General features: G+C 42.7%; 16 protein-coding genes. 3 read left to right on the top strand and 13 right to left on the bottom strand.

The genetic code is table 11. From position 1 onward, the window contains the following. Nucleotides 1–55 precede the first annotated feature (55 nt). Genes WBM49_RS09595 through WBM49_RS09580 form a run of 4 tightly spaced genes read right to left on the bottom strand, consistent with a single transcriptional unit; the run spans nucleotide 56 to nucleotide 5,021 of the window. Nucleotides 56–1,135, bottom strand: coding sequence for a phosphotransferase family protein (locus WBM49_RS09595; RefSeq protein WP_424371833.1), 1,080 nt, complete (start codon nucleotides 1,133–1,135; stop codon nucleotides 56–58). Nucleotides 1,136–1,137: 2 nt separating this feature from the next. Beyond that, nucleotides 1,138–2,355, bottom strand: a complete 1,218-nt coding sequence (locus tag WBM49_RS09590; RefSeq protein ID WP_424371832.1) for an acyl-CoA dehydrogenase family protein — start codon at nucleotides 2,353–2,355, stop codon at nucleotides 1,138–1,140. A 28-nt stretch (nucleotides 2,356–2,383) separates the two neighbouring features. Beyond that, the gene (locus tag WBM49_RS09585) at nucleotides 2,384–3,160 is read right to left on the bottom strand and encodes an SDR family NAD(P)-dependent oxidoreductase (protein ID WP_424371831.1); all 777 of its coding nucleotides are present in this window, start codon (nucleotides 3,158–3,160) and stop codon (nucleotides 2,384–2,386) included. A 49-nt stretch (nucleotides 3,161–3,209) separates the two neighbouring features. Then, nucleotides 3,210–5,021 (bottom strand): acyl-CoA dehydrogenase, encoded by a 1,812-nt coding sequence (locus tag WBM49_RS09580; protein WP_424371830.1) that lies wholly within the window; start codon nucleotides 5,019–5,021, stop codon nucleotides 3,210–3,212. A 275-nt stretch (nucleotides 5,022–5,296) separates the two neighbouring features. On the opposite strand from WBM49_RS09580, the gene WBM49_RS09575 reads away from it, so the two are divergent. From WBM49_RS09575 to WBM49_RS09565, 3 genes are all read left to right on the top strand, one after another. After that, entirely contained in the window at nucleotides 5,297–5,776 is a 480-nt protein-coding gene (locus WBM49_RS09575; RefSeq protein WP_424371829.1) for a hypothetical protein, read from the top strand. 117 nt (nucleotides 5,777–5,893) lie between these two features. Continuing rightward, nucleotides 5,894–6,457 (top strand): YeeE/YedE family protein, encoded by a 564-nt coding sequence (locus tag WBM49_RS09570; RefSeq protein ID WP_424371828.1) that lies wholly within the window; start codon nucleotides 5,894–5,896, stop codon nucleotides 6,455–6,457. Then, on the top strand, nucleotides 6,454–6,867 hold the full coding sequence (locus WBM49_RS09565; RefSeq protein ID WP_424371827.1) for a DUF6691 family protein: 414 nt from the start codon (nucleotides 6,454–6,456) through the stop codon (nucleotides 6,865–6,867). The genes WBM49_RS09570 and WBM49_RS09565 overlap by 4 nt, the downstream gene beginning before the upstream one ends. Nucleotides 6,868–6,873: 6 nt before the next feature. Here WBM49_RS09565 and WBM49_RS09560 read toward each other — a convergent pair whose 3' ends face one another. The 9 genes from WBM49_RS09560 to WBM49_RS09520 all read right to left on the bottom strand — a co-directional run. Beyond that, entirely contained in the window at nucleotides 6,874–10,347 is a 3,474-nt protein-coding gene (locus WBM49_RS09560) for a hypothetical protein (protein ID WP_424371826.1), read from the bottom strand. Nucleotides 10,348–10,410: 63 nt separating this feature from the next. Next, a complete protein-coding gene (locus WBM49_RS09555; RefSeq protein WP_424371825.1) occupies nucleotides 10,411–11,676 on the bottom strand; it encodes a glycoside hydrolase family 2 TIM barrel-domain containing protein in 1,266 nt (421 codons plus the stop codon). Nucleotides 11,677–11,730: 54 nt separating this feature from the next. Further along, nucleotides 11,731–13,272 carry a sugar porter family MFS transporter gene (locus WBM49_RS09550; protein WP_424371824.1) on the bottom strand — a complete coding sequence of 514 codons (1,542 nt, stop codon included), beginning with the start codon at nucleotides 13,270–13,272 and terminating at the stop codon, nucleotides 11,731–11,733. Nucleotides 13,273–13,502: 230 nt separating this feature from the next. Then, on the bottom strand, nucleotides 13,503–14,390 hold the full coding sequence (locus WBM49_RS09545) for a glycosyl hydrolase family 17 protein (protein WP_424371823.1): 888 nt from the start codon (nucleotides 14,388–14,390) through the stop codon (nucleotides 13,503–13,505). Nucleotides 14,391–14,436: 46 nt separating this feature from the next. Then, a complete protein-coding gene (locus WBM49_RS09540; protein ID WP_424371822.1) occupies nucleotides 14,437–16,002 on the bottom strand; it encodes an MFS transporter in 1,566 nt (521 codons plus the stop codon). A gap of 41 nt (nucleotides 16,003–16,043) precedes the next feature. Continuing rightward, a complete protein-coding gene (locus WBM49_RS09535; RefSeq protein WP_424371821.1) occupies nucleotides 16,044–17,534 on the bottom strand; it encodes a glycoside hydrolase family 30 protein in 1,491 nt (496 codons plus the stop codon). A gap of 58 nt (nucleotides 17,535–17,592) precedes the next feature. After that, complete coding sequence (locus WBM49_RS09530) at nucleotides 17,593–18,870, bottom strand: glycosyl hydrolase family 17 protein (protein WP_424371820.1); 1,278 nt, start codon at nucleotides 18,868–18,870, stop codon at nucleotides 17,593–17,595. 71 nt (nucleotides 18,871–18,941) lie between these two features. Next, nucleotides 18,942–20,669, bottom strand: coding sequence for a glycoside hydrolase family 3 protein (locus tag WBM49_RS09525; protein WP_424371819.1), 1,728 nt, complete (start codon nucleotides 20,667–20,669; stop codon nucleotides 18,942–18,944). Nucleotides 20,670–20,812: 143 nt separating this feature from the next. After that, on the bottom strand, nucleotides 20,813–22,408 hold a 1,596-nt coding region (locus WBM49_RS09520; RefSeq protein ID WP_424371818.1), incomplete at its 5' end, for a carbohydrate binding domain-containing protein.

Genomic DNA, 22,408 nt, shown 5'->3' with positions numbered 1-22,408 from the left:
ACTAATATTTTAACATTTATTGATTCATCTCCACGCAACTGCCATTATCCTGGTTTTAATACAAATTATCTATCCGATTTTTCTGTATGGCCTGCCAGGCCGTATTACAGGAAAGTGCCGATACCTGATTTAAATTGGCAAAGCGCTTATCAGTGGTATGTCCGTGTTTATATCGATAAAAGATCTGTTGAGCGATCACCGCAATTTTAAAGAGGCCATATGCAAAATAAAAAGTTAGATTATCAATATTTCTTCCGCTTTTAAGGGCATATTGTTGTACTATCTCCGTGCGGGAAGGGTTGCCCTGCATCACTGTTGGGGAAGGGAGTCCTTGTTTCATGATGGCCGCGTCTTTCTCAGAGGTCCAGTATCCCAGTGAGGTGCCAAGGTCCATCATAGGATCTCCCAGGGTACACATTTCCCAATCTAAAACGGCTACTATCTTCTTCCAGTGCGCATCCGAAAATACGACATTATCATACTTATAATCGTTATGGATGAGACTGTAGGAATACTGTGTTGGCTGATGCTCTTCCATCCAGGCCATTACCTTTTTTGCACTGGGGACTTCTTCTGTGGCTGCGGCAAGATACTGTTTCCCCCAATTGGTGACCTGCCTGGCAACATATCCTTCGGGCCTCCCCAGAGAAGCCAGCCCAGCAGCTGAATAATCCAATCCATGAAGCTCTACAAAACCATCTAACCAGGTATCTGCAATAGTCTTAAATTCTGAAGGCGAGAGTTGTCTTTCACTGGCCTCCTTGGTGGTCAAAATTATGCCGTCTACCTTTTCCATGATATAGAAAGGCACCCCTAGTATTTTAGGATCCTCTGTAAATGCAAATACTTCAGGGGTTTTATCGAATAGCTGGTGTAAGGCGTGCAACACTTTAAATTCCCGCCCCATGTCGTGTCCTCTTTTTGGAGCTGAAAAAGGAGGTCTGCGCAGAACATATTTTTTTTCCTCTATCGTAAGTTGATAGGTGAGATTGGAATACCCGTTCTGAAACTGACCTACACTCATTTCACTGTTTTGATCCTCAATAAGTCCTTTTTGAAATAAAAACCTCTTGAGATCTTTTTCATTGAGTTCCTCTCCTTTCCTGACTGGTCTTGTCACTTCCGTCTCTGGCATTTTTAAGGTCTTATATATTGTGCAATGGTGTTTTTCCCCAGCTGACTCATATGAACCTCATCCGGGCCATCTGCAAGGCGCAGGGTTCTGGCTGCCGCATAAAAGTGAGCCAGCGGCGTATCCTGGCTAACACCCATGCCACCCATAATCTGTATGGCCCTGTCTATTACTTTTACAGCCATTGCGGGCGTTACAATTTTGATCATGGCAATAAGGTCCTTGGCTTCTTTGTTACCCACTTTGTCCATCTTATCTGCGGCAGACAATACTAATAAACGGGCTTGCTCTATCTCACATCTAGAACGGGCTATTTCCTGACGAATGCTGCTATAGGTATCCAGGGTTCTTCCAAAGGGACTGCGTTCAGAAGCACGCCGGGACATAAGCTCCAGGGACCGTTGAGCCATACCAATGAGTCTCATACAATGGTGTATTCTCCCGGGTCCTAACCGCCCCTGGGCAATTTCAAATCCTTTTCCCTCACTGAGCAATATATTTTGTTTTGGGACCCTTACCTTGTCTAAGATGATCTCTGCATGCCCTTCCGGGGAGTCATAATACCCAAAAACACTTAATGCCCTTTTGATAGTGAGACCGGGGGTGTCCATGGGAACCAAAATCATACTTTGCTGCAGATGTCTGGGGGCCTTAAAATCCGTTTTTCCCATCACTATAGCAATCTTACAATGGGGGTCCATTCCCCCAGACGACCACCATTTAGTTCCAGAGATCACATACTCATCCCCTTCTGCAATAATTGATGTTTCTATGTTGGTAGCATCGGAAGAAGCCACCTCTGGCTCTGTCATCAAAAATGCAGATCGGATATTACCGTCCATTAAAGGTCGCAGCCATTGTTCTTGCTGATCTTTGGTACCATACCGGGCTAACACTTCCATATTTCCTGTATCCGGAGGACTGCAGTTAAATACTTCTGAAGACCATTGCACCCTGCCCATAGATTCTGCAAGGGGGGCATATTCCAAATTACTTAAGCCTGGGCTAAGGGTGCCATAACTTTTGGGCAGAAATAGGTTCCATAATCCCTCTGTCATGGCCTTCTCTTTTAAGGCATTCAAACCCGGCCATTTTTGCCAGCTATTCTCAGGATCCCTGTAGAATTTAGTAACCTCCTCCTCTACAGGAAGAATGTATTTATCAAAAAAGTGATTTAATTTCTCCTGTAATTCTATAGATCTGGTACTATGATCAAAATTCATGTGTTCTTTTTTTGAAAATTTACTGTTTTTATCCTGACACCATGTACCCCCCATCTGCTACATAGACTCCTCCGGTCATATACGAGCCCGCATCGGAGGCCAAAAGCAGGACCATTCCGGCCATTTCATCAGGGTTGGCGATTCGATTCAAAGGCAGGGATTTTGTAAACCTATCCACCAGTTTCTCGTCTTTCCAAAGGCCTTCACTGAATTTGGTTTTAATTAATCCGGGACACAACACATTGGCCCTTACGCCATACCTACCCCATTCTTTAGCCTGATTTTTGGTCAGCATGATCAGGGCAGCTTTGGTAGCACTGTAAAGTCCAAGACCAAATCCGGGTCGCAGGCCTTCCACCGATGAGATATTGATGATGCTACCAGCTCCTTTTTTCTTCATAGAAGGTAATACCATATTGGATAGTAACCAGGGCGCCTTTACATTCACATCCATGATCTTATCGAACACAACTTCTTCAGATCCTTCGAGCGGACCATAATATGGATTGATCGCCGCGTTGTTTACCAAGATGTCTATGCCTCCATATTTTTCAATGGTCCTGGCTACCAGTGCCTCACGCTCCTTCGGATCTCCTATATGACATTGTATGCCTATCGCTTCAAAGCCCATTGCCCTGAATTCATCGACTACAGTATCTACTGCCTCCTGCTTTCTGCTACTAATCACCACTTTTGCACCACTTTCTGCGAGGCCCAGGGCAATTGCCTTTCCGATCCCTTTGCTGGAGCCTGTAACAATAGCTACTTTTCCTTTCAGATTAAATTTTGATTGTATTGTTTCCATATGTACATATCATCTTAAATACCATTAACAGCGCGGTTCTTAGCTATTTTTAGGCAAAAATATTGGAATTGTCCTGCACCGTTAGCCCTGCTTTATTGGTCAGAATTTCGGCCAGAGAAGTGGTTTTAGGAAGTTCGTAGGTAAAGTAAAATTTCATAGCATGGATCTTGGCATGCAAGAATTCTTTTGAATAAACAGTACTCCCGGAGCGTAAAACACTTTCCGCTTTACATGCCATGTCTAACCATAACCAGCCAACAGTGATGTTTCCAAAAAGCTCCATAAAAACGGTAGCATCGGCAAGGTAGCGTTGAAAATCGCCCTTCTGAGCATATTCCAAAAGAGACTGTACCACCTTTTGAGCTGCAATTACTTTTTTTCCCAATTCTTTGGCGTATGACTGAAGAGCCTTATGATGCATTGCTTCTTCTATTGATTTCGACATCTCTGCTGCCAATAATTGCAAGGCACGGCCATTCTCCATGGGGATCTTCCTGCCCAAAAGATCCTGTGATTGTATACCTGTGGTGCCTTCATAAATTGAAAAGATCCGTATATCCCGCAAATATTGCTGTAGGATATAGTCTGTACAGAAGCCATACCCTCCCAAGACCTGAACTCCCTGATCTACTGCCAGCTTGCCCATTTCAGAAGGATAGGTTTTAACAATGGGTGTCAAAAGTTCCAACAACAGGGTGTACTTTTCCCGTTCTTGAGAATCTTTTAATGAGAGTGAAAGATCCTGATATTTTGCAGCTAATAAAATAAGGCTCAGAGATCCCTCAGATATCGATTTTTGCATCAACAACATTCTGCGTACGTCGGGATGATTAATGATAAGGGTCTGTTCCTGATCTACATCCTTTTTTCCGGAGCTGGTAAGTTTTCGTCCCTGAGGTCTTTCATTAGCATACTGCAGGGATGCGTGGTATGCCGCTGTAGTAATTGCCGCAGCTCCCCTTCCTACCCCAATTCTGGCACCGTTCATCATCAGAAACATATATTTCAATCCCTGATGGGCTTCTCCAACCAGCCAACCTTTACAATCTTCTTTATCCCCAAAAAATAAATGTGTGGTGCAGTAACCCCGCTGGCCCATTTTTTGAAAATCTGCCACAGTGGTTACATCATTGAAAGTTAGGCCCCCATCTGTAGCCGGCCTGTTCTTGGGAACAACAAATAATGAGATCCCTTTAGTGCCTGATGGCGCCCCTTTAATTCGGGCTAATACCAAATGAACTATATTTTCGGCTCCCTCATAATCTCCGGCCGAAATAAATATTTTCTGTCCCTGAATCTTATAAACATCTCCATCTGGCACTGCCATGGTAACGATATCGGAGAGCGAACTCCCTGCCTGTGGCTCTGTTAAACACATAGTTCCACCCCAGTTACCTGCCAACATCTTTGGCACATAGGTGTCATTCAATTCCTTATTCCCAAAGTGGGTAATAAGTTCTGCCGCTCCAACAGTTAAACCAATATAACCGGGTAATTGGTTATTAGCTGCCTCTTGAACATACGCAGAGGCATTTACGGCCATGGAGGGCATTTGCATACCGCCAGATTCAATGCTAAAGGAACCCGAAATAAAGCCCATGTCGCCACCCGCCTTCATGTATTTATTAACCTGTGGGTGCACCACTATTTTCCCATCCTTATAATGCGCCGGATTTTCATCCATCTCTTTGAAATAGGGAAACATTTCTTTATCCGCAAAATCTTTGACAGCATCTAACATCATATCTATGGAGGCTTCGTCATAAGCCGCATAACGTTCCTGTTCAAGGACATCCTGAAGTTTATGGACCTCAAAAAGTATGAATTTCAGCGTGTTCATGTCTATGTATTGATTTGCCATACTGCCATCATTTTTTTAATTAAGTCTTCTAAGATAACAGTTTAAACGGGCAATACCTTAGACAACCTAAAGTTCCTTGGAATTCTGAGTGAAAATAATTTACCGCCCATTTAGCAGTAAAGATTACAGAAAAAAAATAAATTGTTTTGAGTCTGGCTCAAAAAGCCAGTAAAGCCAGATCTTGGGCGGTTGCGATACCGGTACCTGGAAAATGCAGGTATTTCATATGGCCGTAAATACCTATAAATAGTATCTTTGTAAAAAAATTTGTGGTTATGAAATTCCTGTTGTCCAATCTTAAAGTATTAGCGCTACTCCTTTTGCTAGTTAGCGCTTGCTCCAAGTCTTCTTCTGAAGAACCAAAAATTTCACAAGAACAATTAGAAGCCGTCACCGGACTTTATAACCTCACCGAATACCAAATTAGTCCTGCCCAGGATCTTAACAGTGACGATGTGTTCTCTGAAAATTTACTGGATGAGCTCGATTGTATGAATGCCAGCATTATTATAAGGGAGGACCTAAGTTTTAGCTTATTTGAAGTTCAATTAGATATCACCTTTATCACTAACCAACAGTATTCAATTATTTGCCGAGAAAATAAAACAACGACTGGTACCTGGGATCTGGTAAACAATCAGATCGTTCTCTCTATGGGAGCTGAGGGCAGCTATTCACTGAATGGCACAGTGTTGACACGTACAGAAGGACAGAATTTACCCGGTTTTCAGCGACTGGTCTTTGAAAAACAGTAAAACTTGAATAGTGTGGAATGATCATTTCACCTTCTATATAAATTTGTTCAAATCCCTCTATAACAAGAATCACCGTTGTAGCATCACATTCCTTTATCTTTGCAAAAATTTTTATTGATGGAATTCTTATTAAAACCATGGCCGTGGTATGTTTCCGGACCATTAATATCTCTGGTAATGATTAGCCTGATCTACTTTGGTAAAACCTTTGGGATGTCTAGTAATCTGCGTACTTTTTGCAGTATTGGCGGAGCGGGAAAATACGCGACATTCTTTAAACTCGATTGGAAAGCACAACGCTGGAACCTTGCCGTGGTATTGGGCGCCGTCATTGGCGGTTTCCTAGCCGTTACGTTTTTGTCTGATGGCTCGGTGATCGATTTAAATCCTAAAACAGTTTCAGATCTTGACAAACTCGGATTCAAAGATGCAGGTGCCTCTTTGCTGCCACCAGAACTTTTTGATTGGAGTGTTGTCTGGAGTTTAAAAGGACTACTCATCCTTATCGGAGGTGGATTTTTAGTAGGATTTGGCACTCGATACGCTGGGGGTTGTACTTCAGGCCATGCTATTACCGGCTTAAGTAATTTACAGTGGCCATCCTTTATAGCCGTTATTGGTTTCTTTATCGGAGGCTTATTAATGATTCATTTATTATTCCCTTTGATTTTCTCTTTATGAAGTTGTTGAAATTTTTATTGGTTGGGATCTTTTTTGGAATAGTCCTTGTAAAGTCTGAAGCGGTATCCTGGTACAGGATTTTTGAGATGTTCAAGTTTCAATCTTTCCATATGTATGGCATTATCGGATCCGCAGTCTTCCTGGGGATCATTGCCGTATTTCTGATAAAAAAAATACGTCTCAAGAGTATAGAGAACCAACCCATCATCATTCTCCCCAAAGATAAAGGGATGTTCCGTTATCTATTGGGTGGCACCATCTTTGGATTTGGCTGGGCTTTGGCCGGAGCCTGCCCCGGACCTATGTATATCCTGGTGGGTACCGGGGTGATGAGTATGTTACTTGTCATTGGAGGGGCCATATTGGGCACCTTTGTCTACGGTTTGGTCATGGATAAACTACCTCATTAATATCCATTAAGCAGGAACCTCTGCCAATGGCAGGGCAACCTTTATCATCTTGATCTCCCCTGTTCTTCGAAAGATTCTGGAACTTGTCTCCGTGTCCAGAATTACTTCTGTTTGATTCTGTACCGACCCGTCCATAAATTGAATTTCGATCCCTTTTTCCATCCCGAAGGTATATACGACAGGCGTTTGACAATAAGTAAAAGCGAGGGATCCCGGCCTTAAAGAAATAGACCGCTCTTCATTCAATAAATCGATATAACTAAACTCCAGATCCTCTGCAAGGATCTCTTCTTTTTGTAACAGCCCCACTCCAAAGGAAATCCTTCCTTCCTTGACATCAACTCCTAATTCGGCCATTCTGCTAAGGATATCTTCCTTTACCTGCCCGGTCATTCCGGGTTGCTGAGCCCCTTTAGTCGCCGGGGTATGAGAATATGGATCCGTTGGGAAAGCACCGTATAATTCTGGGGATTTATGTACCCCTATGCCCTCATTGATTTCATGAAAATGAGCTATTAGCCCGTTCACAACTTCTTCATTGGCCCCCTGTTCAATGGCACTTTTACAACATTCCATTACGGCGAGCAGTAATTTGGATACCATATGCCAGTAAATAGATCCCAGGCCTTCATACCCAAAGAAGGTGCCAGACCTCCCGGTAAACGATTTATGATCAAATACTCCTTCAAAGACCTCAAGGATCAGCTCTTTTTCCTTGTCCACCAATTTTGAATACGCTGAACTTTCCAGGGCTTCCAATGCCTGTTTCAGATCTTTTGCATTGTTGAAATTTCCATTGAAATGGAATACCCCTTCGGTATCTTTTTCCAATATCTGCCGGTTACCTTCTTTTACCAATTGGGTGAGGAGCTCAGATCTTTTGACGTCGGAAGCAGGGATCACATTCTTATCCATAAAACGCGCTAATTCCTTATTCGGATAGAGTATATAACTAAATTGGTCCTTTCTGTATAAGGCACTTTGTTTTAGGTTATTTAACAAGTTCAGTACATTCTCCGGTCCTAAATAACCCGAACTGAGCACGGCTACCTGCCCTTCGAGCATAATACTTAAATAATCTACTGAGGTCCCTTTTTTGGGAGCTATTTCTATGAGATTGTAGGAGTGGTACAAGTGGTCCTCGCGCTGATTGGCGTCTATGGAATGTTCCAGGTAGGGCAAGATAGTTTCTGAAAATTGTAGTAATTCGTTTTTTGTAACAGTTACTTTTCTGCCGCTATACCCTGAATTATAAATTTGTTCTCTATAGTCACTACCGGCCATACCAAGTCCGTCCATAATCTGAAGTCGCTGATGATCCGAGAAGGTAGCATCAAGACTCGATTTATGAGTCTCCAGCGTAAGCACTACTGATTTGAAGAACTGTGATAATTCCTCTGATATCTCCACTTTTTGAGAGGCATTTTTTTCTACGATCTCCCTGAATTTTACTAAAAATCTGCGTAAGTAATAGAGGGTAACCATAGATACCCCATTTCCTACCAGAGCATTGTTTGCGTCGTTCCATTCGGGCCTCTGTGTGTTTAGCCATATCCCGGCCTCCGGGATAAAATTAGAACACTTGGCCAGCATAGTTGCCAATAACTTTTCTACGAGGTTTACATGGTATACGTGCCCATTTTTTCCTCGTATAAGTGCGCCGTCTGCCCCGTACTCTTCTTTCAAACCATTTATCTTATGATCTAGCTCATGATCAAAAACAATGGTGTCCTTGGGGTCTGCTAAGGTATCGTAGTAACTTTTTATCTTATACGGAACATTGGCATACACAAAAAGTGCCTTATCCCAATATTCGGAAAGCCTCGACGGATAATAGTCCTCTATGAACTCCAGGAATTTCAGCAGATATATGATCTGATGATCTCCCCAATACCCTATATAAGACCAGGGATCATTGGGTTCTATCACTTCCCAGTCGAATCCGCTTTTTGTAACCCGATACGGATTGTATCCTTCAAAGGTGGAAGCATTCAAAAATTTATGAATCATTCCATCAATAAATTCGGGATATGAATGTGCCAGGGCCTCCCAATTCTGGAAAATATCGCGCCAGTTCCCTTCATAGTCAAGGATCTTGGATCCGTCTACCTCACTACGCGTATTTATGGAGAATTTATTCCAGGGTCTGCTGGGATCTCCATGTCTGCGACTAAATTTTAAGGGCAGGTATTCTGTGCAAAGGCGTTGAAAATCTGCATTCTTACTTTTTACAGAAATTTCCCTGAGCATTTGTGCACTAAAAACTTCCGGTAATTCTTCCAGTTGTTTCGAAAAAGTCTCAAATACCTTTTTATTCGCGTGTTGTAAATAGGCTTGCAAGTCGGTTTTCTCTACATCGTAGTCATGGTCAAAAATACCACCGCGCATTATGTTATAGAGCACATTGGCATAGTGTCTGGAAGTTCTTAGTTTATCTTGTGTGCTCTGCAAACCATCGGCCGCACCGGCCAAAGCTCTTAGTCTTTGAGTACCTAAAGTGATATCTTCAATAACCTCTTTTTCAAGCCTGGAAGGAGATTTTAGTAATACCTGGAGATCGGCAATTCCGGAGGCACTTTGGTTAACATTGGCTATGATTGTCCATGCTACCGACTCACCGGCCTTTATGGTTGTAGCTGCATTCACGAAATAAGCTCCTTTTTCGGCGCGAATATCTGTCTCCTGCAACACAGACTTCCCATCCCTGAATTCTTGTAATTGCAGGGAAGAGACAAGGTAGGTAGCTTTTTTAAACCCAAGAGACCAGGCTACATTCGCTTTTAACGCCTCACTGGGTTCAGCTTTGTCAACAATAATGGCGCTTAATGCATAAATACCTATTCCCGATGAGGGTAATAATTCGTTCTTTTTGTAGGCATCTACAAGGTTAGACCGGGTATTCTGTAACTCGGTGGTTACACCATAAGGCAAAATGTTCTGAATGCCATCCAGGATGTTCACTTTTATTTCCTGATTAGCCTGGCTTGTGAGCTTGGCGCGCTTTACAAAACCGTATTGGTTACTGGAATTCCATTGATAGCTAAAGGTTAATTGTAAATCTTCATTGATCTCCTCAAAAATGATCTTATTCCCGTATATGTTTTTATAAAGGTTTCTCCGGATAGTATACATCCCTTTGTACTTATCAGAAAAGGGTTCCCAGAGATAGGTGTCCGCATCCTTTTCCACTCGGAAAATGGTTTTACTTCCGGTGATCTCCGAAGACTCTGTGATCTTATCGTCAGTATAGTAAGGAAACAAAGCATACTCACTGTTCTTCCTGCCAGCACTTAGTCCACCGTTACTAGATATAAACATCCAATGGTTAGACTCACTTACAATACTCATAAAGAAAGGTCGCATTGCATTGCTATTGCCTATCCTGTAAAATTGTTCACCTTCTATAATCACTTGGTTCCCCGTGACCTTCCCGTGTTCCGTCTGAAGTATGTTCTCGCCTATTCTGATTCCTTTCCCCATGATAATTATTATGTAATTTAATTCTTTTGTTCTTTTACTATTTCGATATAATTTACGGACTTCCTAGGTCACCAAAAACGGAATATTAGCGGTGGCCGAATGCTTGTCACTATCCGTTGCTATCATAAATAAGCGATACTTTCCTGCCACAGGAGCCTTTAAGACAATAGAGGGACCGTGTGGTTGTTCTAATACGCCTTCAATAGCATTCGGTTTTTCTTCGTAATCACCACCGTCCTTCAGGTCCGTACTTTCCGGTAACACTTCCCACCTGAAATGAAGAGCTTTGTTCTGATACGTCTTGATCTTTGCAACTGCGTGGTATTCTTTGTTTGCAAGAAGGGTCACATTCTCATAAGCCGAGTGCCCATTGAGGAGAAAGGAGTCTATCTTAGGGGCCCTGTTTTCCGGCCAGCTACCATTCCAAAGGTAGTGCATCACATCAACAGCCTCGGTTTCTTCCCCATTGTCAAGGAAGATGCCATACCAGGTAGGTGTTCGTTCCTGCTTGTTTCCCCACAAAAAAACATAGGATCCTATACATTGAGTTGGATCTGCTGCTATCGCGGCCTCATAGCGCTTTAAATAATTAGCAGCCTTATCTGTACTGTTTTCTTCTATTGGGGCTCCCCAGGAGGTTAAAGGAACTTCCCAATGCCCGGTAGCTCCCCATTCTGAAACAATATAAGGTCCTTCCCATCCAAATTTCTGTATCAACCTCGGTAAAATTGGCAAGTTGCCATACAATTGAAAAGAGAGAATATCCAGATCCGGGCATCTTTCCTTGATACCTTGTACATCTTTTCTGAAAATCCCGGACAAACTAGTGGTAGTTAAGTGATTGGGATCTATTTCATGGATCATTTCAGAGATCTCGTTCACTGCATCCCACACCTTTAGATTGGTATACCTTAAATTAAGTTCATTTCCTATACCCCATAATAACAGGGCCGGGTGGTCCTTTAATCGGTTTACTTCCTTTTTGATGGTTTCCAATTGTTCCTTCACCTGTATAGGGTCATCGTAATTAAATCCGTGGCGCTCCCTGCCTACTTCTATTCCCATGCAGACCATTATCCCGTAAGTATGTGCCTCATCTAATATTTCTTCGGCAGACCTTCTCCCATTCTCTGTGCGCCAGGTTCTGAAAGAATTTCCATGGTGTTTTGCGAGCGACGGTATATCGCCAAATTCGAGTCCGGCACCCTTGATATAAAAGGGCTTCTTATTCACCAGCAATTGAAATGCACCCTCGGTTTTCACTAGTTCTACCTTGGCAGGTTTTGGGGTCGTATATTTCAGATCTGTTGCTATAATTTTACCAGTCATTTTATGTTATATCCATCGTATTAAACCATTTATAGTAGCTGTGGATACAAACTGTTATTTTCTTATCAAAAGTTCTTCTACTTCCTCCAAAGTTTTCCCTTTGGTTTCGATCACGAACTTGTACACAAAGAATACGGCAAAAAGAGATAAAAGCGCATAGAGCGCAAAGGTCACTGTAGGACCCAGGTTTGACAATTCCCACGGAAATACCTGAGTTACGGAAAAACTGACCAAGGAATTAAAAAACCCAACCACCGATACGGCGATCCCTTTAATTTTACTTGGAAAGATCTCTGAGATCAACGTCCACATAACGGGTCCCAGGGAAATGGCAAAAGAGGCCACATACAGCAATATGGCTATCAAAACCAGGGTTGCATTGATCTGTATAAAATTGGTGATCTCATTTCGTTTAAAGATCAGAAACTGCTCCTCATTGAGGCGTTCCGAAACGGCAGCAAAAAGTACTGCCTGCCCATCGTAGGACTTCCCATTTAGATCGGCCAGTGCCATTTTCACATCCACATTGGAGACCTTTTCTAAGGTAGCATCGTTGAAATCATAGGAGGCATTGTTAAAAGCATAGGTAGCCATTAGCAGGGCTATGGTCATAAAGGTGGTTCCTATCAGCAACAGCGGCTTTCTCCCCAACCTGTCAATAAGCCAGATAGCTACAAGGGTAAATACCAAATTTGTAAGTCCAACCACTATGGCCTGGAGAAAGGAAGAATCTGTGCTACCGCCTGCCTGCTCAAAGATGGTGGGGGCGTAGTAAAACACTGCATTGATCCCTGTAATTTGCTGAAAAAAGGCAATTCCCAAGGCAATCACCATAATGGTGGCGTACTTAGTTTTAAATATATCTGCAAGTCTTCCTTTTTCCTCTTTCTTATCAATTCCTCGCTGAATCTCCTGAATAGTGATTTCGGCGTATTCTTCCCCGCCGATCCGCTTCAGTATTTTTCGAGCTAGGACTACGTTGTTTAACTTTTGAATGAGCCAACGTGGACTCTTGGGAACCGTCCATAGGGTTATAAAATAGATCAGTGCCGGAATGGCTTCTACCCCTAACATCCACCTCCAGCTATCGTCCCCCAGATCGATCAGAAAATAGTTGGAAAAATAGGCTACAGAGATCCCTATGACAATATTCAATTGGTTAAAAGACACCAGACTGCCTCTTAATTTTGGAGGGGCAATTTCGGCAATATAGATGGGGGCAATCAAAATGGCCCCACCAATACCTACACCACCGATGATCCTGGCTATGATAAATTCTGTATATCCGGTAGCCAGGGCGGACCAGGTAGCAGATATTGTAAAAAGTGCTGCTACGACTATGAGAGTGTTTTTCCGACCAAAACGATCTGCTACAGGACCGGCCATTAAATTTCCCGCCATGGCACCGAAGACCACGCATCCTACCGAGAAGCCCAGCATCCATTCGGTCATTTCAAAATATAGGGTAATCCCTTTTACTGCCCCTGAAATAACAGCACTATCGAAGCCTAGTAAAAAACCCCCAAGTGCCACGATAAGACTGATTAGTACGGTGTACGACTTATTCATTTTTACTTGTCCCGCTGATGCTTCCATAGGATTGTTATTTAGTTGGTTGGCTGACTAGTTGTTCCGGGCAAAGAATGTTCTAATGAGTATTTAAATGTAAGTAAAAAATAGGTCGGCCGTAATGAACCAACCCATTTCTCCGCTAAACGAATACTTATCTTTTTTAATCCCAGCCCCTCGTATGGCTGCAGTCGGATTCCATCTATTTGTGGTCCTTGTTGTTAAAGTACAAACCCTTCCCTACTATGCGTACCGATTTAAAATTTCAGTTGTTCGTCCTTGTCCCAAAGGCCCCAATAGGCACCTACATCGCCTTCGGCTCCAACTTTCCAGGATTCATCAAAAGATGAAAAGTAAAATACCTCAATATTATCTTCTTCCGCCCATTTTTGCGTATTCATAAAGTATTTTAAGGCATTTTCATAGGAAGGATAGGCTCCTTCGAGGCTGGTACCTTTTTCGGGCCAACCCGTCTCTGAGATAATTACTTTTTTGCCATTTGCTGCGCGAAGTGCCCTTTGGTACATATCTTTCATGTATAGCAAGGAATAATCCATATCGCAGCCTTCCCAAAAAGGGTAACAATTGGCCAGAATAACATCACAGGCCTCTGTTATTCTGGGGCGCTCTGCAAATTCGTAATAGGCATCTACATAGGCCACCGGAATGTCCGGAATAGCCTCCCGTACATGCTGAATAGTGCTTAATAATTCATCTTCTGTCAGATCTCCCCGCAACATAACTTCATTGCCAACCGCGGCTATATCAACAAACCCTTCATTTGCTAAAGCAATCAGATTTTCAACTTCTTGTTTATTGATCTTTGGATCGTCTCCCAGCCAGGCACCTACCATGGTTTTAATACCAAGTTCTTTGGCTATTCGGGGAATTGCTTCATTACCCTCCGTACAGGAAAAGGACCGGATCCATTGCGTATAGGGCTGAATGATCTTCATTCTTCGCCGAATTTGTTCTTCGGAGATCTGATCCCCTGGTTTTTGACCTTCCATATAGGGACTGAAACACAATCCATGCATCCCCCCTTCCAGTACCTTCCTGGCCAGTTTCTTGAGATCTTTAGTAGATTTTCCGGCATAATCTAGTGATGCTAAGGCCAAATATTTTTCTTTCCTGCTTGAAGACATATCTTTTAAATCTAATTATTCTTTCTAGTTTCTATTGTATTGAAATTTATATCTCTCCTCTACGACTTACCAGCTCATCTTTAATATCTCTGGCCTTTTGTTCCGTAAGGTCGTATTTCCACATTACCCATACTGCAAGTGCTGCCGTTAAGGAAGGAATAATTATGTCGGCAATCCTAAGTCTGTTCATGGTCTCTAGACTTTGCTCCGTAATATTTGGATCAAAACCAACGATCTTTAAAATCAACCCACCCAAAACTAGCGCTATTGCCTGGCCTAACTTAACCATCCACCAGTAAATGGCGCCAAAAGTACCCTCTTTGCGCGGCATGCCATTTTCCAATTCATCCAGGTCACAGACATCGGCTGTCATAGACATCATTAAGGTAAACAAACCTCCCATTCCAAAAGCAAACAAAGGTATTGGGATAAACATAAGCCAGGGAATCTCACTACCCGGCTCTATGGAGAACCAAGACATTCCAATATTATCGAGTATTGGGTTTAACCATTCAAAAAGAGAACCTATGGCAGAATTCAATCCTTCCCCAAAACCCGTTTCGTTAAATTTACCATTGAGCTCCTTATCAAATCCCCACCATTTTAGAAGATATCCTATAATAGACAAGATCGTGGAAATTATAAAGGCCCTTTTCTTTCCCCATTTGTCTGCCATTCTTGAAATTATGGGGATCACCAAAAATGCAGTGATCATCGCATTAATGGTGTTAAACCATGCTGGCCAGGTCCCCGCTAATTCATAACTGCCATTGTATATATAAAATACTATGATAAAAACCCCAAATGCTGCTACCAGCTGAAACCCATTAAAAACTAAAAACGTGGCTCCACATAGCTTCATAAATGGTTTGTTCTTGGAAACCTGAACAATTCCTGCAAACAATTCTTTCATATTGGACGCAAGCGTTTTAAAATTGATCTTTTTCCGGTTCGCCATATGCGAAGAATCAATTCCTTTACAAAATAAGGCAGGTAGAATTCCAAATACCACGCACATTGCTCCTACAATCAGGGCCATAGTACGGACACCTTCTGTTTGGGTATTAAAAGTATCTGAATCCGGAATAATCACATACAACCAAGGCACGATCATCCATGCAATTTGCCCCATGCTGTTTGCAAAACTCATTAATCTGGTCCTTTCATTGTAGTCTGATGTCATTTCATAACCCAGGCCTACCAAAGGTGTTGCAAACATGGTATTTCCGACGAGGAATAGAATTTGGAGAATCATCACATGCCAAATGATATAAGACTGGGAAGCATTGTCATCTAGCTGCCACATCAAAAAGAAAAGTACCCCACTTATTATGGCCCCTAAAAAAATATAGGGTCTCCTTCGTCCCCACTTGGAGGTAGTATTGTCGGAGATAAAGCCCATAATGGGATCGGTAATTGCGTCAAATATTCTGGGCAAGCCGCCTAACAGTCCGGCCCATAAGGGATCAACCCCCCAAGCTGTCAGCAAAAAGAATTGAATAAAAACACCTAGTGTACCAGGTAAAATATTTAATATAAAATGACCTGCTCCGAAGGCAGCTTTTTGGCCCACAGGCACTTTGTCTCTTGCGGCAATTTTAATATTCGGCATATTTTATTGGTTTTAGTTAGTTTATCAGCTGATTGAGTTGTTTACAAAATAGGGATCATAATTGTTTGAATAGCCTGGCCACTAATTTGAATAGCCACAGCACTTTCATTTAAAGATAAATTAAAATTTTTGGCATCGGTACCCTGATTAAAAACAACCACGGCAATGGAACCATCCGGGTTTTTGGCGGCGGTGACCATTAGATCCTCGTCAGTATTTTCAAAGCCTATCCTTACGGCACCTGGCCTTATGTATTTACTGAAATGCGCCAGGGTATAATAAATGGGGGTGAAATACACCTCGTCTTTTCCCGGATCTACAATGACGGGAGCCACACACCAGTTCTTAAACCAATTGGGCCCTCCCTGGGTATCTAAGACCATGTTCCAGTCTATCCACCCATCTACCCAATTGTTCATACAGCCTATGATATCACGGGCGTACCTGTTTACCGGGGCATATTTGGGATGTAAATGCTTGTCTTTTTCCGGAGCCCAGTCCCATCCCCAGTCGGTAGCTTCCTTGGACCAATACCATGCATCGTCTTGCCATTTTGGTACTTCTGCATCCACGCAGGCTTCCGGTTGAATCAGGTATTTATTAGGTGCTTTGTTATGAGCATACTGCAGTTCTTGGGGAAAATAGTCGACCGTACTTGCATACCAATGTATAGCCGTACCATCGATATATTTTGAAGATTCCTCATTTTGGAACATTACATCCACCCATTCCTTCAAATGTTCACGATTCTGATCATACCCTAAAATCTTTACGTCATAACCGTCTTTTTCCAGGCGGGGACCAAGATAATCTCTTACGAAATTTGTCATTTCCGAAGGGGAATAATGCATGCTCTCCCAATTTTTGTCATTCCCCAGTGGTTCATTTTCTACCGTAAACCCCCATATATCTATGCCTTCAGCCTTATATGCATTGATGTATTTAGAAAAGAACAGCGCCCAGCTTTCATTGTACTCCGGCAATAATTTACCCCCGCGCCAGTCATTATTGTCTTTCATCCACGGTGGTGCGGTCCAGGGGGAAGCAACAATTTTAAACCCTTCCGTTGAGGCTTGCATGGCATCTTTAATAAATGGGATGAGATCGTCTTTGTCTTCTTCAACGGTAAAGTGTTCGAGAGCCACATCTCCTTCTACCGGGGCATAGGAATAATTGCTCAATGAAAAATCGCATGAATTCATATGGGTGCGTGTAAGGGAGTATCTGGCGCCTGCGTCGCCAAAATAAGCATCGATAATCTTTTTGCGATTCTCTGGCCCAAGTTTATTGAGCAAAGAAGCAGAAGCTTCCGTAAACGAGCCCCCAAAGCCAGTGATGGTTTGGAATTTCTCATCAGGTAATAATAGAATACTTGATGCTGCGTCATTACTATCAGACTCTGGAATCGACTTCAGTTTACTTCCATTTGCTGAAGTTTCAAAAATTTCAACTTTTAGTGTTTCTATATCAGTACACGCGTTTAGTATCAGTGCCAATATCAGTATGAATTTTAATGGTTTAAATGATCTCATAGTTCGGAATTTAAGATCGTTCTCTGGTTTTTAAATATCCCCGCAATATAATAATTGCTTATTCATTTCTGGCCGGCGGTACAAGTACCTCCTCCATTAAAGCCTCCTTATCACCTCCATAGGTTTTTACAATGGGGTTCCCGTTTCTTGTAAGGCCTTTGAAAGTTCCACTATCAACCATGTCCCACAACACATATTTTGCCTCACCATCTACCGTAAATAGTCCAAAATGGTTTTCTGAACCTTTGGCATTATGGGCGTCTTTCCATTTTTCGTCGAATGCCTCAAAATAAAAACACGAAATCCCCTCAGCGTTCGTCCAGTCGCGGATGAGTTCATAATACCTTGCTTCTTTGTATTCATCGGTTGCTTTTGAGCCTTTAGGACCATAATGACCATCTGAAATAGTGGCCCAACCGGTTTCACCAATATGAATGGGCTTGTCTACCCCAAGACCAGCCACATACTCTGAGACCGCCTTGTATTGGGCTTGCGCAAAGTCTCTTGCACGGAGCATGGCAGCTTCTACCTTTTCCATTTCTGAAAGTCCCTCCTCCTCGTCCGGAACCTTCCAGAATTCAGGGTTGTAATGTGAATTGTGATAGGGATAGGTGTGCATGGAGATATAATCTACGGCTTTGACCAATTTTTCCAGATCTTCTGTATGGTAGCTGGTATCTCCCCCACCCCAGGATGAGAAATCGTCGGAACTAGTGATCCACAGATCCTTTGGTAACTGTCCATTATTCTTTAATTCCTGAAGGTGATTTACCCACTTCAAAATTACTCCGGGCCTTACAAAATAACTGGTAGCCCATGTTACCATGGCCTCATTGCCAACGGCGATCACCTTTACAATGTCCGGGTATTGATTTGCCAATGCCGCCGCTCTTGCTATTTCACTCTCATTTTGAACACTCTCTACTTCATGGTTTGGTTCTTCACCGGTCCAGGCGTTTTTACAGTCTATCCAGGCCCCAAGCATCACATACATTTCAAAATCCGGATCTTCTTCTTTCAGTTGTTTTATTGCCACTAAGATGTTGAAGGCCTGCGGTAAATGGACATTGTAGGTCCGTAAAACCCGTATTCCCATAGCTGATAAGATCCGCATATCTTCTTTAATCTCACTGAGTGTTGGTTGAACAGTGAGATCACGCGTTTTTTCTCTGTATGCGCCATATGATATGGCCAAATAATCAGGATTCCCTAAAATATCTTTAGCTGTCACTTCTTTCTTTGTTTGAGATTGATCTTGTTCAGTTTTTATGTCTTTGCATGAATAGCTTAATAGCAATACTATTACCGTAAACATAGCTTTTACCAGAGTCCTCATTGCATTATCTTTTTATTTTTACAATTCAACACCTTATGTTTTGTTCTCTGTATCCTTATAAATTGAATACATCAATATTCTAATCCATAGCCAAAGGGAAATAAAGGGGCATAGGCACTATCCCAATAATTTGGACCGTATTTACCCTGATAATCCTCGACCGACTTTGGCCACGAATGTGGTAGTTTTCCTTTAAAGCCGTAGTCTCCAAATAGCACTTCGGCAATCCCGTCCCCTTCTGATCCAGGCAACCAGGCTGCAATAAAAGCATCGGATTGATGAATTATTTCTGTTGTAACCAATGGCCTTCCAGAAATTAGCACTGTCACCACTTTCACACCTTTGTTTATGTAGGTATTGATATAATTCTTATGATTTTCAGTAAGGGTCAACTGATAGGCGTCTATTTCACCTCCAATATCACCAAATAATTCGGCATAAGGGGTTTCCCCTATTACAATGATGGCAATATCCACATCCTTATGATCACTGCTAGCATCTATATCATAGATCACTTCCCCTTTTGCTAATCTTTTTATTCCGCTAAGAATAGTGGTAGAACCGGCATAATTTTCTGAAGAGCCCTGCCAATGAATAGACCAGCCGCCAGATTGTAAGCCGGCATTATCGGCATGTTCCCCAACCACTACGATCTTCCCTACATTCTTGTCCAATGGAAGTATTCTCTCATTATTCTTTAGCAATACCAGTGATTCTCTCACCGCCTGTCTTGCCACTTCCCTGTGCTCAACACTTCCTATTTTAGGTATTAATGATGAATTGGGAAAAGGATTTTCAAATAAACCCAAACTATATTTCTGACGCAAAATTCTGCGAACAGCGTCATCTATACGTGCGTGAGATACCTGCCCATTTTCTACCCCGGCTTTAAGACCTTCTTGATACATCACAAAATCGCCATCTACTGCCATCACCATATCAATCCCCGCATTGATAATATCATTCTCTCCAAAACGCGAATAACCTTTCCAGTCTGAAACCACAATTCCATTAAACCCCATTGACTCTTTAAGAACCTCGGTAATCCAATATTTGTTGGCATGCATAGGTAAACCGGCCATGCTATTAAAAGAGGCCATAACAGCACCAACACCATTATCTACCGCTGCTTGGTAGGGTGGCAAGAGACGTTCTCTGACTTCTTGTTGACTCAATGAACAGTCTCCTCCTTCCACGCCATTGTCTGTAGCTCCATCTCCAATAAAATGTTTAGCAGTTGCCATAATAGAATTTTGGTCTAAACGCTTTCCCTGATGACCAAGTACAGATGCCCTTGTCATGCGTTCAGTTAATTCCGTACTTTCGGAAAAAGCCTCATATACCCTCCCCCACTTTTCATTGTAGGGTATGGCAACGCAGGGTGAAAACACCCAGTTAAATCCGGTTGCTTTAGATTCCCGGGCGGTAATGCCAGCTGCTTTTTCCACAAGCTTGGTATTTCTTGTAGCACCTAGGCCAATATTATGAGGAAAAATAGTAGCACCTTCGTAGGTGTTCTGACCGTGAACCGCGTCTACCCCAAAAAGTAATGGAATTCCCAGTCTACTTGACAAAGCCTTCTTTTGTAACCAAGTAAATGTAGCTTGCCATGATGCGGCGTTACTCCCGGGTAAAGGCCCTTCAGTATGAATAATAGACCCAATAGCTCCGTTAGAAATTGCATCTCCAGGGATTTCCTCAAAATGACGTACCTGTGTCATCTGACCTATTTTTTCATCCAGGGTCATCTGCGCCAGCAGGGTGTCCACACTTTGTTCAATACTTTGATCAGAAGGCATTTTTTTATCCCTTATCATACTTATAAATACTAAGAAGGAACGATGGCACAGGATCTAAAATTCGATCCATAATTTTACAAGGCTTAAATAAAAACCGGCTAACGGCAGACTGAAAGTCGTGACCGTTAGCCGGATCTAATGAATTAAGGATTGAGCGTTACACTTACATTATCGATGTTAGCAATTACACTACATCCGGCATCTCCTCCACACACAGCCTGGATGAGTACCGAGACTCCTTCTGAAACGTCCGTGCCTCCGGGAATCGTATAACTGGCTGTATAGGTCGTCCAACTTGTGGTCAATGTCGGTGCCGGATTGAGAACTTCTGTAAACGAAACCACTCCGGCGCCTTCCCCGAAGAGCAAGACATTAAATACTGCTCCGGGTTGCACCACAGACCCTATATGGTCGAATTGCACCTGTACCACATCACCGGCCATCACAGTTCCTGCCCCTATCCTTTCCTGTTTGAAACCAGGGTTACTGGGGCCTCCGGTAGCAAGCCTACCAGACCAGGTTCCTCCATTACTTATGGTATTGTCCAAAGCAGCGGCACCTCCATTCTGGAATAATAACCAGGGGGCTTCCGTACCTGTCTCAAAATCACCGTTTCCGGCCAAATTACCTCCGGTGCCGCCGCCAGTATTTCCGTTACTGCACAACCTTATGTTGTCGAACTGTATCGTCCAGTCGCCACTGCCATCACCGGCCGTACCATTGTCCATGATCAAGGTAATGGCGGTCACTGCGCCTATATTACCTCCTACAGAACTGAAGTCATAGGTAATGGTCTCCCAGCCTGTTCCCGATGTCGGAATCACCTGCTCAATGTTCAGGCCTTCCAACTTAAACAACAGTTGTCTTACCGCTTGAGAAGATACGTCGATGGAGAACACCCCGGCGTTGAAATCGATGTCCGGATCCACCTCAATGGTTATACCTCCAAACACCTCTCCGGCATTCTTGACGTATTGCCCTACCTTGGCGCTGGTGTTTACCGAAGTGTCAGGATTGTCGATAATTGTACCGACACCGCCACCGAAGTTGTTGAATATGCTGTTGTCGTCCGTTTCAAAGTCGTTGACCAAATCTCCACCGCAATCTTCCAATGTATTGCCACCGCCTCCACCAGGAGCATTTAGCGTAAGATCATCAAGATAATAAGTAGCTCCGTTAGTGATCGCACTGTCGGTCTGATCATTGTCCGGCTTGATAACTAATTGGTTGTAGGCTGTTGGTCCTGCAGGTAAGCCGGTGAATGTAAATTCAACTTCGGTCCACTCATTAGCATTAGCTACAGTAGCGTAAACAGGTACTGGATTTCCAATACTACCGTCATTCGGATCAGCCAGGAGTTCAAACCTGAAAATTGCATTAGCTTTTGTAGAATAGATCTTTAACTTAAATACATTTGTTGTAGTCAGGTCAAAATTACTTCCAAAAGTATTTTGTATACCGGCAAAGAAATCTGATCCGGTAGGTTTATCAACTTCCAATACGAAATCTGAGGTATTAATACCCGTTTTAAATGGATTGACAATTAACTGAGAAGTTATACCTCCTCCGAAATTTTGAGAGGCCAAGAATGTTTCGCAACCTTCAAAATCAACTGGGACTGAAGTAGCTGCTACAAGGTCACCTGAGCAACCGTTCTCACCGCCTCCGGCTCCATAAAGCGCAAAATCATCAATGTAGTAAGTAGCACCGCTATTGGTAGTTATATCAAAGAACAACAC

This window comes from Muriicola sp. (assembly GCF_049669965.1).
Classification (GTDB): Bacteria; Bacteroidota; Bacteroidia; order Flavobacteriales; family Flavobacteriaceae; genus Muriicola.
The sequence above is the reverse complement of the archived record's forward strand: the minus strand, read 5'-3'. Positions and strand labels throughout refer to the sequence as shown.